We start from the raw sequence: 16,776 nt of genomic DNA on the forward strand, positions 1-16,776 counted from the left end.
ACACAAAAATAACTCCCCGGTACCTTACAACAAAGATTAAAAAAACATAGCATACATAAATTAGATTTGGTAAATTCTCTTATTAAAATTTACCCAAATGAAAAAATCCTTACTATTAATTCTATTTATTGTTTTACCGCAATTTGTACTCGCTCAATCCACTGCCTCCGATCTCACTGACATAAAGACAAATATGGAATATCTCGCTTCCGATGAACTAATGGGACGCGAAACTGCCACCGACGGCGAAAAAATTGCCTCCGATTACATCGCGAAAAAGCTTATGGAATACGGCGTTAAGCCCTTCGGCGATAACGGGACCTACTTCCAAAATTACCCGCTCATCCAGTCCCGCTTTCTGCCCGACAGCAAAGTGAAAATATATCACGACGGCAAAACAGCCGTTTACTCCTTCGGCAAAGATTTTATCATCGACGCCCGCAGAAACCCCGACCCCGCCTACCTCAATAAAAAAAGCAAAATGGTGTTCGCCGGGTTCGGCATCTCCGCCCCAGAATATAATTACGACGACTACAGCGCTCTCGACATCACCGGAAAGACAGTCTTCGTGTTAGATGACGAGCCTCTGTCTAACGACAGTACGTGGTTTCGGGGGGAGCGGGCGACACAGTATTCGTTTTGGGGGACGAAGTGGCGGCAGGCGCGGGAGCGTGGCGCCACGGGGCTGGTTATTATAGCGACGGATGGCACGATGGATGCATGGGGGAGGCTGAGTGCGTGGGGGGAGGGTAGCTCGATAAGGTATCCGGACACGAGCAGCGGCAGGAACAGGATACCGGTAATATGTGTGAGTCCGGAAATGGCAAAGAAACTGCTGGAAGACGAGGAGTATTCCTATGAGGAGCTGGAGAGGATGTTTAATGAGAGGGAGAAGATACCGGTATTTGCGATGGATAAGGAGATAGATTTTATGCTGGAAAACACCGAGGAGGAGGTGATATCAAGGAACGTGATAGGAATAATAGAGGGGACAGACCCGGTACTAAAAAACGAGTATGTATCGCTGGGAGGTCATTATGACCACCTGGGAAATAAGACGGGCGTGGTATATAACGGTGCGGACGATAACGCCTCGGGAACGGTGACCGTAATGGACATTGCGAAGAGGTTTGCTTATTCGAATGAGAACAAGCGTTCGGTAGTAGTGATGCTGTATTCCGGCGAGGAGGAGGGGCTGATGGGATCGCGCTACGCTTCGGAGCACTTACCATTTATCAATGATATGGTAGCAAATATAAATATGGACATGGTGGGAAGGATGAGCGAGGATTCGCTCTCGGTGATAGGGGCAAGCAGGCTTAGCACGGAGCTGGGAGAGCTGGTAGAGGAGGTGAACGGCAGGACATCGAATTTCATATTCGATTATACGTTCGATGCCCCGGACGATCCGAACAGGTTTTATGAGAGGAGCGATCATTACAATTTCGCAAGGTTCGGGATACCGATAGTATTCTTTTTCGATAATATGGAGAACGATTATCATAAGCCGACGGATGATTTTGAGAAGATCAATTATGCTAAGATCCAGAGGACATCAGACCTGGCATATGAGCTGGCGCTGGTGATAGCAAACCTGGATCACAAGCTGATAGTGGATAAGCAGAACTGAGGGTTGTAATTGTTGGTGATGCTCACCGCGTGTGCTTAAACACCAACAACGGCGGTGAAAAGCAGAATCGAGAGTTTAATAAGAAAGGCGGGGAGACCCGCCTTTTCTATATAGTGTTAATCCCTATGTTTTTTACTTTACCAGTACCATTCTTTTGGTTTGTTCGAAATTACCCGCTTTGATCTTATAATAATATACTCCACTCGAAAGTTTTGAGCCGTCAAAGCCTATAATATATCTGCCTGCATTCCTGAATTCATTAACCAGTGTCGCGACTTCGCGTCCAAGCATATCATATATCTTTAAAGAGACAGTTGCGTCATTTGGCAGGTCGAACTGTATATTTGTCGACGGGTTAAACGGGTTTGGGTAATTTTGGTGTAATTCATAACTAAGAGGAATTTCATCCAAACCAAATGGCTTGTCGCCGTTTTCCTTTCCGCCGGAATCATCAAGTCCTACTGTCGCAACAAAATCTGACCGGACGGATTTTGTCCCGTATTTATCTACTGCTTTTATAAAGTATCTAACCGGAAATGGATTTCCGTATGGTGGTCCGTCTAGATTTACACAATCATATTTTTTGATACTATAGTCTATATAATAAGGGTTACCTTCTGTTGATGGAAAATTTACTGTTGCTATTAACTGAGCATTATCTAGATTTGGTATTGTGTTCATAGTAGAGGCTGAGACTCTGTATATTTCATAAAATAAATTATCCTCATAGTTTGGATTTTTCATATCCGGCTCAATATTCTGACTCCATACTAATTCGGGATGGCATATACTAGGCGTTCCGGGAGGATAAAATTCGATTAATCTTAAATTCATTGGTTTTGAAGGAGGAGTTTCAGCCAGAATTTGGGTCTCTGACAGTGTACCTGATTCCCTGTAAATTTTGAATCGGGTAGTATTATTTGTTTCATCAATGTCATAAACCCAAACGAATGTCTTATGAGCACCGGTATTGTCCCATTTATATGTGCTTGGGCTTGAATAAGGGGAAAATATTTCTCCTTCTTGCCACGCGTCATACCGGTCTCCCAAAAGTTCCCGTGAAGTCCATCTGCTAATATTGTTAGTATGCATTTTGTCGGTTCCCAGTAAGCCAATAGAACTTTCCTTTTCACCGGGACTAAAGTATTTACCAACAACACATCTAATAGGATTATTGTCTGGATCTAAACAATGGAATCCACTTTCTTCAGACTGGATTGAAATTCCATCTTTACCCCCATAATAACCCCCAGATGGAATTACTCCTGGAACTCCATCATCATTTGCATAACGGTATAGAGCAATTTTGTCCATAACCGGTAGCCAATTTTGGGTATAGCTCCAATCCGGAGTTCCATTACCAGAGTGTTGCCACCCCCATAAACCATCTGCGCACTCAATGTCGATCTTATCATTTGGATATGAATCCTCTTCCCAATCATCATTATTGTGATAAATGTAAACCCCCTTTCCGTACCCATAATTTTCCGGATCAATGGAAGTGAAAGGATTTCCTAAAAGAGTATCCCCGCTTGAGGCAACATCCCACTTCGAAATTCTCCTTCTTGATGATATTAAAAAGTTTTCATCTCCTCCAAGATCAATTTTCAAAAGCGATTTACCGCTTGTTCTCGCAGAATAATCCTGCAATGTAAAATCAAGGTAATCATCATTCACTCCAAAGGTTTGAATTTCGCTTGAAGTGAGGAAATTAAGCTTAATTCGTTCCCATGGGTCCAGAAAATATTCACCACCACCGCCCATCCGTCCAATATTACTGTGCCCAGATCCGAAAAGCCAATGTCCAAACTCATGAGCAAGTCTTGCAACTGTTCCATTTTTATCTAAAATTCCCGAACTACCATTCCCCATTACTGTAAGTCCGGATCCCTCATAGCCAACGGGAGTTTTTCCGCTCATTCGCTTATCGTGACTTAAGGGGTAGTATTCCTGGTTTCTTGTGCCTATCTCTCCTAAGTAAGCCCAGCCCGAAAGGTCATAAGAAAAAATATCTCCATAATTATACCGGAATATTCTAAATACCATATCAACGTATTTATCGCCATTGTTACTATAATAAAAATCTCCGTTTTCATATCCCCATTTATCATAATCACGCCAGTCAACTTGAAGTACCTGATCAAGGTATTCAAAAATTTCTTCATTCAGTTCTCCCTCTTTTCCTCTTTCGTCATCCTGATAATAACTATATTCATGAGCCAGTGTCACAGTATATACATCTCCTATAACATGCATTTTTCCTCTTGAAGCTTCGCAAAACCAGGATGACAGACATTCGGTATTTGGATCATAAAAATTCCACCAATCTGTCTGTCCTGTACCATGTCTGAAAGTTGCGAGTAAATTATTGCCAAAAGTGGGCATTGATGAACTCCCTGACCAGTTAGAATTGGATTGATCGAAATTATCATTAGCAAATTTCACAAATACAATCACAACCTTAATTACATCAAAGTTGGTGGCTGCACCGTAATCAATTGTGTTAGGTGTTTTAAAAGGTGGATATAGACCACCGGGCGCAATATCCTCGGTTGCGCATCCGAGCCTGTTGGATCCGTATTCGATCTGGCTATTGGCAGGTTTTGCGAAAATAATGGTAGATAACAGCAAAATTGAGATAATGCGTTTCATTTCTTCCTCCCTCTCCTTTATTAAAGGAGAACTTTATTTAATAAAAAGCATTTTCTTAGAGTTTATTATTTCATTATTGAATTTTAATATTATAAAATATACTCCGCTTGAAAGCCGGGGAGCCGTAAAGTCTGAAATGTAATCGCCATTTTTCTGGAATGTATCAACAAGAGTTTCAATTTTCCTACCCTGTGTATCATACACAACCAACTTTACATCTCCGGATTCTTTTAAAGAATATTCAATTCGGGTACTTGGATTGAACGGATTGGGGTAGTTCTGGTATAAAATATGTTCTTTTGGCAGTGATGAAGAGTTATTGCTAATACCAACTGTATTACACCCGCCGTTTGTTGTTTTGAAGATGTTTCCGTTATTACCTTCCACAGCCCAGCCGGTGTTTTCATTGAGAAAAAAAATGTCGCTAATAAAGCCTGATGGCTGTGTGGTAGAGCAATCGAACCAGTTATAACCTCCATCTGTTGTTTTGTAAATTTCACCAAATGCTACGCCTACCCATCCTGTATTTATATTTGCAAAATATGTTGAATAAACATTGTAGCTAGACGGTATATAAGCTATACTGTCCCAGTTTTCTCCAAAATCCGTTGACCTATAAACCGGCCTGGTAAGTGATACAAGCCAGCAGTATTGATTGTTTGCAATCCCAAATCTCCGGAATTCGTAACCGGCATTATGAAAATTATAATTTGGAGAATACCAATTTATACCTCCGTTTGTTGATCGCCATATTGCTCCTCCAGAGCAAAATAATCCAGTATTTGCATCTTTAAAATAAATGTCCCTTATAGAAAGGTTGGCAAATGCATATGATATGAAGTTATTTCCACCATCTGTTGTCTTTACAAGGAATGTTCCATTAGGAAATCCTCTTGATCCCGCGCACCAGCCGGTATTTTTGTCGATGAAGTGACAGGAATAAATGAATGTTAGAGTATCGGAAAATAAATTTACCCAATTCTCTCCGCCGTTTGTTGTTTTTAGTATTCTTCCATAAAACCCTACACAATAAACAATATTTGAATCAACTATAGAGAGATCAAACAAAATATCGGATGGAGGAATAGTTTGATTTATCCAGTTTTCGCCACCGTTAGTGGTTTTAATAATTGTATTGTAACCGCATGCATACCCGGTGTTTTCGTTCAAAAATTTAATATTACGCCACTCCTGATTTGATACACCAGATTGCTGATGTATCCATTGGGCTGAGGAGACATTTGCGTAAAGTAAAAAAGGAATAAAAAATATTATTGGTTGAAATCTCATTTACTTACAGTCTATTCCGGATGTGGTTGTATGCATTATATGTTATGACTTACAGGAAATAAAATCAAGACATAATCATAGTTTTTTAACATTTGAGTTTGGGCTAGAATATAAACAAAATTGAGCATAATTTAAAAACTTGAATTAGTTTTTTTGCGCGTTTAAATTGTATCATACTTCGCAGAAAAATCTTTAATAAAAAAAGCATATGGTGAAAAAATATATTGCAGGTATCGTATTTATTTTAAGCATATTTTGCATATCAAACGTACATTCCCAGGTATTATGGGGAATAGAAGTCGGGGATCAGAACCAGTATAATACATGGGAAGAGGACGGCGGATACAGGGTGAAAACGGGTGTGGATCTTTGGGGAACGGCGAAATATAAGGACGGGGTGCTGGAGATGAGCCTCCCGGACGGAAAGGACGCGGATTTTCAGTCGGCATTTATAGAAATAGTGCAGAACTACGGGCAACCGAGCCTTTTTAAGGACAGGAACATAATGCTGGAGAAGGAGAAGCACAAACAGGATTCCATAGACGCATACATAGCAACTCAGAAAAAGATCAATCCCCGGTACAAGCATAAAGCGGATACAACTGTGGTTCCCGAGGACACGAGGAACGTGGACCAGATGGTAGCTGACGGAGACATGACAATGAAAAGGAACTGGATACTGGTGGATTATGAGATGGAGCTGGTGTATGATCAATACGGCGTGAGATTTCAGCTTAAGTATTTGAAGTAATTTTTGGTTGTTGGTGACGCTCACGGCGTTCGCATAAACACCAACAACGGCGAAAAAGTATTTGGAAAAGTTTAAGGTTTACAAAAAAAAGGCGGGTACTACCCGCCTTTTTTATATTCAGTGGCTGTTGGTGATAATCTTTATTATTCGTTGCAGGTGATAACACCTGCAACGGCATTTGGGTTATCAGCTTTCGCTTATTTTATCAGTAACATCTTTTTCGTTTCAACGAATGATCCTGCTTCGAGCCTGTAATAGTAAACACCGCTTGGGAGGCTTGCCGCGTTGAATGAAGCGGAATAGAATCCGGGTGAAAGCACCTCGCTATTTACAAGCGTATTTATCAGGACTCCCCTTATGTCATAAATCTTCAGCGTTACAGCAGACTTAGACGGAATATCGAAATTGATCTTTGTTTCCGGGTTGAATGGGTTAGGATAATTCTGCGCAAGTCCAAACCTTTCAGGAACCCCGCTATTCAGATTTGAAATGGAAGATGCCATCTGGATAGTGAAGTTTGCATTAGAAAGATCAAAGAAGATATTACCGACAGATTCAACTTTTACTCTTGCAGTCGCAGTCAGGTTATTCGGAACCGTAATGGATTCGGAGCCGTCGTTAGGAGTATTAGAAGCGAGAGTTATCGGGAAAGTATCACCGCCGTCTGTAGAGAGCAGTATGTTAACGTTAGCACAGCTGACGGGAGCGTTATTAGTATTGGCAACGTCCCATGTCACCATTTCGGAGTGTCCTTCTTCCCAAACAACAGCAGTATTCGGGCTTGTGACGAGGAACGGACCGGCAGACGCATCAGCAGTGAAGAACATCAGGTCATATCCGTGTCCACCACCGCCGGCGCGGTTATCGCGCGCAGTGAGACGGAATTTAAGAAGCCTGGTATAAGTAGGCAGTCTCTCTCCGAGAGTAGTTGTATTGTTAAGAATGTCGGATTTCTTTGGGAACATCCTGGACGGAGAAGTGGTCGGATTGAACGACCGGAATATCGGCGCAGTACCACTCGGGCTGTTAGGGTTTCCCTGCGGTCCAACATCATATTCTTCCCAGCAATAAGTAAGCGGGTCACTGTCAGGGTCGGTAGCCGAACCTGTGAGCATAAACGGAGTGCCGATAGGAATAGTAAATCCACTGGACGGAAGTGTAACCGTAGGCGCATTATTTCCGGTAGCAGTATTAACCGGACATGTACCGCCAAACCCCGTAGTAAAGCCATCTATCTCGATGAGGCTTCCAACGTGGAAATAAGGATCGCTGTGGTTTTGAAGGTTAGGCGCGCAAACACCGGCATAACCCATTATAGTCGAAGCGCTTCCCGGTTCAAAAGCCGTGGAAGGATTCGCATTACAGTTAGTATTATTCTGTGTATGGTTGCCGGCGAACTGGTGTCCCATTTCGTGGGCAACGTAATCGATATCGAACGGATCGCCAACAGGAGCCGGAAGTCCGGTTACTCCGCGGGCTTTTTGACCGCTTACGCAAACAACTCCAAGTCCTGCAATACCGCCACCGCCTGTGCTGAACACGTGACCAATGTCATAGTTAGCACTGCCGATAACCGCATCAATATTAGACTGGTTCTGGCTAAGCATAGTAGAACCGTTATTATTTGTGTACGGATCTGTCGATGAATTCGTATAAACAAGTAAGCTGTTATTCGCAACCAAGACCATTCTTACCGAGAGATCGTTTTCATAAACCTGATTAACTCTATTTATGGATGTGGTCATCGCCGCCAGCGCAGTTGGTACAGTTCCGCCATGATAAGCGGCATATTCACCGGTACATGCAAGAGCAAGGCGGTAAGTTCTCAACTGGTCACCGATCGATGAAGGGTTATCCAGAAGAAGGTTATTATTTTTGCTGTTATCAGGAGTATTTTCAACCTGGCATACAAACTCGTTTGGATCAACCGAAAGGTCTTTAGAGTAGTAGCTGATATAATTAGTTACATCATTTTTGCTATACGGGTCAATGAAGAATCTTCCATTGACGGATAAGACAGAGGCATGGAATCCCTGAGGAGTAAGGTCAAGTCTTACGTTAGCAGTACCGTCATCAATTCCCTGACCGCAATAGGTCTTAATCTCCGGGAACTGAGCGGCGAGTTCAGGCGCCATTACGGGCGACTCGACAATTTTGAACCTGCCGAAGCTACCGTCCGGTAGGGGAAGCGATAGGATAACGGATGAATTTTTTGCTTTAACTATACTTTCCAGGGGAGCTTGGTTCAGGATATTTCTAAGCTCAGACATATTCAAGCTTACGGTCCTATAGTAATCGGGTACGATAACTCTATCACCGACCTGTACAATGGATGATGATTCTACATCAGTCCATAATACACCGCTAACATCATTTACGGAAGCATAAAGATTTGAATTGGAGCTGAAATTATTCGTGCCTGAGTCGAAGTGGAGATTTACCAAAACGACAACAAGCAATATAATAGATGCACCGAGTATTACTTTTTTCATCTTTCTCTTGTTTTAATGATTGGATTTATTTATTTAGTAAAGTTATAATTATTTAAGAATAAAGACAAATCAAAACATTGATTAGTTCCCCGGAAAATTTCTGCCTGGTGTGTGAAATTGTATCTGAGGGAAATTAGAGGTTTAAATTTGTAATATATCCAAACAATATAATATGCATTTTATGAGATACATTATTTTAGTTATACTATTGTTATTTGTATATATCGATGGTAAATCACAGACCGTGTGGGGACTGGAGCTGGGTGATAAAAGCCAGTACGAGCAGTGGGGTGAGGTAGTGGACCTGGACGGATCGGTTTATAAGCAGAATGATGCGGTGGAGTTTTGGGGTAAGGTAATATTCAGGAATGACAGCCTCATGGGAAAGATAAAATACCCGTCGAAGGAGCAGTTTGACCAGGCATTTATATTACTTGTGAACGAGTACGGCGAGCCGAGTATATTCAGCGACAGGGACCTGAAGCTGGAAAGGGAAAAGGAAGAAAAAAAGGGTGATTATATTAAAAAGGAAGAGAACAATAAAGTCGACGAGCGTTCGATAGAGGCAATAGTACAGGACGGTGATCTGATGATGAACAGGAAATGGATACTGGTGGATTACGAGCTGGAACTTTTATGGGATAAAAACGGTATTAGTTTTTTGTGTAGATATCTTAATTGATATTTGCACTTCCCCCATTATAAGCCTTCATGCCGAGAGGTATGAGGGTTTTTTTATTTATAACCCCTCTGTCATGGTAATCACTCGTTCCTCGCTAACCGTGACTTCTCCCCTTTCTAAAAGGGGAGACCCGATGCTATTTTAGTAAGATCATTCTTTTCGATTCGATAAAATCGCCGGAGATGAATTTATAAATATACACTCCGCTTGCCATCGCAGGCGCATTCCATTCGACTTCATAGTAGCCTGCTTTGTATTCGGAATTGACGAGAACGGCGATGCGTTTGCCGGTGATATCATATACGGAGATATTCACCATATCGGAGCCGGAGAATCCGGGGCGGTAAGGAACATCGAACCCGATGATCGTGGACGGGTTAAACGGGTTTGGGTAGTTCTGCATTAGTGCGAAGCTACGCGGGAGATTGGCATTGGGATCGACGGGTGTGGGTGAATCTCCTCCGTTAGTAGTGCGAAAGATAGTTCCGTCCCTGCCGACAATGTATCCTGTATTTTCATCGAGGAATTTTACGAAGGAAAGATTTCTGAGCAGAGGAGGTTCCTGAAGATACCAGGTCACGCCTCCGTTTATAGTTTTTAAGATAGTGCCGTGATGCCCGGCAATATACCCTGTGTTCGCATTGAGAAAAAAGACGGAACGGAGCGAAGTGCCTGCGTGACTGACCTGCTGTTCCCATGAACTCCCTGTATTAGTTGTTTTGTATATATTTCCGGGGAATCCGGCTATAAATGAAAGGGAAGGATCAATATAGTAAACAGAGTGAAAATTTTTGTAAGTCGGTGAATTGACGCTGTGCCACGAGAGACCACCGTTATCAGTTTTTATTATTGTACCGAACAGACCGACTGCCATTCCGTGTAAGGGGGAAGAGAAGCTGACGGAGTTAAGCATGTTGACTGTTGGTGAATTAACCTGCGTCCATGTATTCCCGCGGTCTTGTGTAGCAAGTATAGAGCCATAGTCGCCTACGATAAATCCCGTACTGTCATCAATGAAGGCAGTAGAATTCAAAGCGTAAATGGAAGGGGCTTCCGCCAGGAACCATGATTCGCCCGCGTCGGTAGTTTTTATTATTGTGCCGTTAGTACCGCAGATGAAGCCGTTGTTCGGGTCAAAGAAATGAACCGATAATAAGACCTGATCAGTGGGAGTGGGTTTTATTGCCCAGCTTAGACCTGCGTCGGTGGATTTCATCACGGTACCGTATTGTCCTGCAATAAAGCCGGTATTTTCATTGGTGAATGTAAGGCAAAAGAGCCAGCTTTGAGCGGGATTATCGATCGCTTTCCATCCAATTTGCGAAAATGTTGGGGAATTTATTGTGAAAAACAGACATATAGATAATATGGTTATGGCAGTTCGTGGCATATCTATATCGTGTTGACTTATGAAAAGAATTTAACTAAGTTAATTGACATATAAAACTAAAATAAAACACATAAATGCGTCCAAATTACCTTAGATTGGTCTCATTTGCTATTTTACTAATCGGATTATCAGTGATATTCACATCCGGTACAAATGATGACAGATACCGCAACGTGGGGGACATAAATAAGACATTATACGTAAAAATATACAATACCGGTAACGTGCTCGACCGCTTGAGCAAGCTGGGGGTTGCCGTAGATCACGTGGACATAGATAAGACAGACAATACTTTCCTCGCATATCTAAACGGAGCGGAAGTGCAGACAATGATGGATGAAGGGATAGCATTTGACATAATATACGGAGATTGGTACGAAGATTATTACAGCAAGATACCACCGATGACGGAGAGCGAGAAGCAACAGCAGAGGCAGATGATGCTCGACAGAGACAATGTGAGCGGGTTTGGATACGGAAGCATGGGCGGATATTATACTTATGATGAAGTAATAAGGAAGATTGATTCGATGGCAATGGATTATCCGACGCTCGTGTCGCCGAAATATCAGATAGGAACGACTTTTACCGGTAAGCCGATATACGCATACAACATCACAAGCAACGCGCCGAGAACAAGCACAAAGCCGCAGGTGTTATACACTGCGCTGATACACGCCCGCGAGGCAATCACTGTAATGAACCTGATGTACTTCTCCTATTATTTGTTGGAGAACTACAATACCGACCCGGTCGTGAAATATCTTCTGGATAATAGGGAGCTGGTATTTATTCCTTTTGTAAATCCGGACGGGTACAGGTACAATCAAAAGTTTTTCCCGAACGGCGGAGGAATGAGAAGGAAGAACCTCCGCGGTGTAGATACGGTGAATTACCAGCAGGCAACGAACGGAATCGACCTCAACAGGAATTTTGGTCTGTATCAATACTGGAACTCTCCGAACGGTGGATCATCGACGAGCCCAAACTCCGATACATACAGGGGAACGGCTCCATTTTCTGAGCCGGAGACACAGGCAATACAGAACTTCGCAAACTCGAATAATTTCGTAAACAGCTTGTTTTACCATTCATACGGAAACCTGCTCATATATCCGTGGGCATGGATAGACCCGCAGCAGACACCGGATTCAAATATCTATAAGAACTGGACTGGTTTCATGTCAGAGTTTAACGGATTCCTTCCGGGGGTTGCATCGCAAACCGTCGGATATGAAGTACGGGGCGGTTCGGATGACTGGCTCTACAATGACTCGGCACACTCAAAGATCATATCGCTAACTCCGGAGATAGGTACGGGGTCGGACGGCTTCTGGCCTGCTCAAAACCGTATATTCCCGCTAGCGATGATAAATTTAGTACCGAACCTATTCTGGGCAGGCGCGGCAGATACATTCGCGGTGTATGACGGATCGGGTTTTGCTCCGGGATCGGGCGTGGGCGCAGGAGATACAGCAAGAATATATGTAGCGGCGAAGAGCGTCGGCGTGAATAACGCTAGCACCGTTACTATGAGCCTCCAGACACTGGATACGGCGGTGACAATATTATCGAACGATAAAACGCTTACCAATTTCACATTTTTTGAATCAAAGAACAACATTGCTGATCCGTTCCTATTAAAAATAAATCCGAATATTAATAACGGTCAAACGACTAAACTTTTGGTGAATATAAAGCTGGGAACGAACATAGTATCAAGAGACACTATGTCGTTTATACTCGGTACTCCAACAATATTATTCAAAGATACTGTGGTGAGCGTTAACCCACTATGGACCGCATCAGGGCCTAACGCTAACAATACATGGGCGACCACGACAAGCGACTTTGTGTCACCTCCGTTTTCATATACTGACAGCCCGTTTGGAAATTACAGTTCGAACGTAACCAATACACTTACACTTAATACACCTATTCCTCTGAGCAATACACTGAATATCATTAAGCTGATGTTTAACACAAGGTATGCAACGGAGAGCGGATGGGATTACGGACAGGTGCAGATCAGTACCAATAACGGAACGTCATGGACAGCGTTACAGGGTAAGTTTACAAAGCCGGGAAGCGGAAGTTTCCAGCCGAACGGACAGCCTCTATATGACGGAACAATGAGCACGTGGAAGCAGGAAGATATAGACATATCACAATACAGGAATAACAGTGTTAAGCTGAGATTTTATTTCAGATCCGATAACGGCACCAACCTGGACGGATGGTACGTGGATGATATATGTATATTAGGCTATGACGGAAGCACGGGAATAACCGGAAACGGTCAGATCCCAGTAAGCTATGATCTGAGCCAGAACTATCCGAATCCATTCAATCCGTCAACGACGATCAATTTCTCTATTCCGAAAGACCAGGCCGTAACATTAAAGGTTTATGACATGCTCGGAAGGGAAGTATCGCAACTAGTGAGCGGTGTTCAGAAAGCGGGAAGTTACTCGGTAGTATTCGACGGATCGAAATTATCGAGCGGAGTATATTATTACGAAATAAGAGCGGAGAACTTTGTAGAAACGAAACGAATGGTATTGGTTAAATAACCCTGAATAAAAAGATAAATTTATTTAATTTATAACGGAGGGGGTAGAGATACCCCCTTTCTTTTTAATAAATCAACGCGGGAATATTGAAAAAATCATTTGCATTAGAAAAAGACGGTCCCAAGAACCTGGAATTTTCATGGGGGATCGGGTGGAAGGATTTTACAATAAGGCAGGATGGCGATGTAATAGGAACGATAGAGGGTAAGGAAGCATTACGAGAAGGAAGGGAAGTAACTCTAAAGGACGGCTCACGGCTGTATGTGAGGCTCAACGTGGGGTTAATGGATTCAGGGTTTGAGATACTGCGTGACGGAAAGCCGCTGGAAGGTTCGAATGCAGACCCGTCGAGCAGGATAAGGAGTTGTTTCGGATTGCTAATTTTGCTTGCGGTCCTGGATATACTTGGAGCAGTATTCGCGGTGGTCTTTCTTTCCGGTGAAGCAAGCGCAAGGGCGGATGGATTGATATACGGTTTTATTTATTTGTTCTTAGGATTTGTCTATGTTTTCCTGGCATTGATGGTAAAGAAGCCTTCCGTAACGGCTTTGTATATCGCAATCACACTTATAGTGCTGGAGGTATTGATGGGTATCGGTGTTATGGCGATGGCAGGGGGAGCGGGTTCTATATTCTGGGCAGTGATAAGGATACTTATTGCAGTTTACCTGGGAACGTCCGTAAAATATTTTCGTGAAGCAAGAGTACAAACAAATTAAAAGATGAAAAGAATATTACTAGTAATAGTTTTAACGGGGGTAGTATTTGCAGGTGTGAAATTTCTGGGTTCGCATGAGGAATACGAAGAAGAGAACGAGGGATCAGACAATAAATACATGCCTTCGGATTATTTTTACAACCAGAGGGCAGACCAAAACGGGAACATTCCCTTTCATAAATACTTCGATGCAGTGGAGAGGAAGATGTCAATGGAAAGGGATAATCCATTGGGTCTGACATGGACTGCCAGCGGTCCGTATAATATCGGCGGAAGGATAACCGCAATAGTAGTGGATCCGGGAAATACGAACATTATTATTGCAGGCGCGGCGGCAGGCGGTATTATAAAGAGCACAGACGGCGGAGTAAGCTGGGAGCCTAAGACGGACTTTGTTTCCAGTCTCTCGGTAGGAAGTTTGAAAATGGATCCGCTGAATCCCAACATAATATATTGCGGGACAGGTGAAGCAAACAACGCGACGGAAGTATATCCCGGATTTGGAATGCTGAAATCAACAGACAAGGGCGACACGTGGACACTTGTCGGTCTGGACAGCACAATGTCATTGGGTGAGATCTCCATTTCACCACAAAACCCTAACACCATTTACGCGGCATCGGGCGGGGGATTGTATTCAAAGGGAACTAACAGAGGAATTTATAAGTCGGTAAACGGCGGACTGAACTGGACGCAGGTATTTTATCTAAACGATTCGACAAGCGCGGTGGACGTGGCAATAGATCCATCGGATTCCAACCGTGTTTACGCGGCAATGATGGAGAGATTGAGAGGACCGTCTTTCAGGAAGGCAGGCGGTGTATCGAGCGGAGTTTATATGAGCACCGATGCAGGAGCAACATGGGCAAGGATAACGAACGGATTGCCGGCACCTGCGGCTAACATAGGCAGGATCTGTATCGCAGTGGCGCCTTCAAATCCAAATTACGTATACACGCTGTATAGAAAAGTATCGAACACTTCATCGGCATCACAGGATAACGTATTCGAAGGATTTTATATGTCCACAAATAAAGGAGCCAGCTGGACGAGGATGCCGGACGGAATATTAGATTCGGAGTTTTCCAATTTCGGATGGTATTTTGGGATGATAGAAGTAGATCCAACGGATCATAATAAAGTTTACGTTGGTGACGTGGATACATATAGAAGCACGAACGGCGGGACAAGCTGGACGAATATAACAGATGCATACGGCGGAACATTCGACGAGCAACATCCGGATATGCACGCGCTCTGGATAAACCCTTCAAATGTGAGCAACATCTTTAACGGAAATGACGGCGGGATGTTCATAACTACAAACGGAGGAACTAACTGGAATAAGTCATACGATCTTCCGATAAGCCAGTTCTATGCATCGGATATCGACTACCAGCTACCCGATAGAAAATACGGCGGACTTCAGGATAACGGTTCGGTCGGAACAAAGACCGGCGGCACTGCAGATTGGGATCATTTTTACGGCGGAGACGGCTTTGTATTTAAGATAGATTATAATGATTCGAACGTAATGTACGCGGAATCGCAGAACGGCGGGATAGGAAGAAGCACCAACGGCGGTAACAGCTTTAATTCGATAAGGAACGGAGTGGATTTTTCGAGAACGAACTGGAACACGCCGTACATAATCGACAGAGAAATTTCGACAACACTTTACATAGGAACTTACAAGGTATTCAGATCGACTAACAGGGGGTCGTCATGGACGGCAATCAGTCCGGACCTTACGCGCGGTCAGAACGGAAGGCTTGGAACGATAACGTGTATCTCGTCTGCTCCATATACCGGAGGCGCACGGGTGATATATACCGGCACGGACGACGCAAAGATATCGGTCACGACAAATTCAGGTACGACATGGACAGATGTGACGGGCTCGCTTCCCAGCAGATATATGACGGATGTTGTTACGGATATGCGGAACCCGGCGACGGCGTATGTATCGCTGAGCGGGTACACACTCGATGAGAACACTCCACGGATCTACAGGACGACGGATTTCGGCGCGACGTGGACTTCGATAGCAGGCAACCTGCCCGACGTGCCAGTAAATTCAATTATTATAGAAGAGACGAGGGATTCGATATTATTTGTTGGCACGGATGCGGGAGTTTATTATACATCGAATCTAGGCGCGACATGGCAGGCGGTTGGCACAGGACTGCCGAACTCACCGGTATTCGACATAAACTATCATCAGCCGACGCATTTGCTGGTGGCGGCAACACACGGAAGGTCGATATATTCAGCGGACGTGAGCAGTATTGTGGTTGGTGTGCATAATATCAGCCAGATAGCAGAGACGTATTCGCTCAGCCAGAACTATCCCAATCCATTCAACCCGTCCACTAAGATACAATTCAGCATACCAAAGAGCGGGAATGTAAAGATAACAGTATATGACGTTACCGGAAAAGAAGCCAAGGTGCTGGTCAATGAGAGAAAAGAAATCGGGCAGTACGAGGTGGAATTTAACGGTTCATCATTGGCGAGCGGTGTATATTTTTACAGAATAGAGGCGGGAGATTTCAGAGAGACAAAGAGAATGGTATTAGTAAAATAATTTTTATCACC

10 protein-coding genes are annotated in these 16,776 nt (G+C 43.5%); 6 read left to right on the plus strand and 4 right to left on the minus strand.

The genetic code is table 11. The features are described from left to right. The first annotated feature begins 97 nt into the window (after positions 1-97). Positions 98-1,630: a M28 family peptidase gene (locus H6614_10520; protein ID MCB9244100.1), complete on the plus strand. Its 1,533-nt coding sequence runs from the start codon at positions 98-100 to the stop codon at positions 1,628-1,630. A 132-nt stretch (positions 1,631-1,762) separates the two neighbouring features. Here H6614_10520 and H6614_10525 read toward each other — a convergent pair whose 3' ends face one another. Together H6614_10525 and H6614_10530 are read right to left on the minus strand one after the other, a co-directional pair. Next, positions 1,763-4,282 carry a T9SS type A sorting domain-containing protein gene (locus H6614_10525; GenBank protein ID MCB9244101.1) on the minus strand — a complete coding sequence of 840 codons (2,520 nt, stop codon included), beginning with the start codon at positions 4,280-4,282 and terminating at the stop codon, positions 1,763-1,765. Between the two features lie 33 nt (positions 4,283-4,315). After that, positions 4,316-5,572 carry a T9SS type A sorting domain-containing protein gene (locus H6614_10530; GenBank protein ID MCB9244102.1) on the minus strand — a complete coding sequence of 419 codons (1,257 nt, stop codon included), beginning with the start codon at positions 5,570-5,572 and terminating at the stop codon, positions 4,316-4,318. Positions 5,573-5,780: 208 nt separating this feature from the next. Here H6614_10530 and H6614_10535 point away from each other — a divergent pair, with 208 nt between their 5' ends. Continuing rightward, on the plus strand, positions 5,781-6,323 hold the full coding sequence (locus H6614_10535; GenBank protein MCB9244103.1) for a hypothetical protein: 543 nt from the start codon (positions 5,781-5,783) through the stop codon (positions 6,321-6,323). A gap of 197 nt (positions 6,324-6,520) precedes the next feature. Here H6614_10535 and H6614_10540 read toward each other — a convergent pair whose 3' ends face one another. Continuing rightward, entirely contained in the window at positions 6,521-8,815 is a 2,295-nt protein-coding gene (locus H6614_10540) for a T9SS type A sorting domain-containing protein (protein MCB9244104.1), read from the minus strand. Between the two features lie 181 nt (positions 8,816-8,996). Here H6614_10540 and H6614_10545 point away from each other — a divergent pair, with 181 nt between their 5' ends. After that, on the plus strand, positions 8,997-9,497 hold the full coding sequence (locus tag H6614_10545) for a hypothetical protein (protein MCB9244105.1): 501 nt from the start codon (positions 8,997-8,999) through the stop codon (positions 9,495-9,497). A 136-nt stretch (positions 9,498-9,633) separates the two neighbouring features. On the opposite strand, the gene H6614_10550 is transcribed toward H6614_10545, so the two are convergent. After that, positions 9,634-10,887, minus strand: coding sequence for a T9SS type A sorting domain-containing protein (locus tag H6614_10550; protein MCB9244106.1), 1,254 nt, complete (start codon positions 10,885-10,887; stop codon positions 9,634-9,636). A 131-nt stretch (positions 10,888-11,018) separates the two neighbouring features. On the opposite strand from H6614_10550, the gene H6614_10555 reads away from it, so the two are divergent. The 3 genes from H6614_10555 (at position 11,019) to H6614_10565 (ending at position 16,765) form a co-directional block, all read left to right on the plus strand. Continuing rightward, complete coding sequence (locus H6614_10555; protein MCB9244107.1) at positions 11,019-13,460, plus strand: immune inhibitor A; 2,442 nt, start codon at positions 11,019-11,021, stop codon at positions 13,458-13,460. An 86-nt stretch (positions 13,461-13,546) separates the two neighbouring features. Continuing rightward, entirely contained in the window at positions 13,547-14,179 is a 633-nt protein-coding gene (locus tag H6614_10560) for a hypothetical protein (protein ID MCB9244108.1), read from the plus strand. Positions 14,180-14,182: 3 nt separating this feature from the next. Further along, the gene (locus H6614_10565) at positions 14,183-16,765 is read left to right on the plus strand and encodes a T9SS type A sorting domain-containing protein (GenBank protein ID MCB9244109.1); all 2,583 of its coding nucleotides are present in this window, start codon (positions 14,183-14,185) and stop codon (positions 16,763-16,765) included. Positions 16,766-16,776 lie beyond the last annotated feature (11 nt).

This window comes from Ignavibacteriales bacterium (genome assembly GCA_020635255.1).
In the GTDB taxonomy this organism is placed as follows: domain Bacteria; phylum Bacteroidota; class Ignavibacteria; order Tepidaquicellales; family Tepidaquicellaceae; genus JAEYVS01.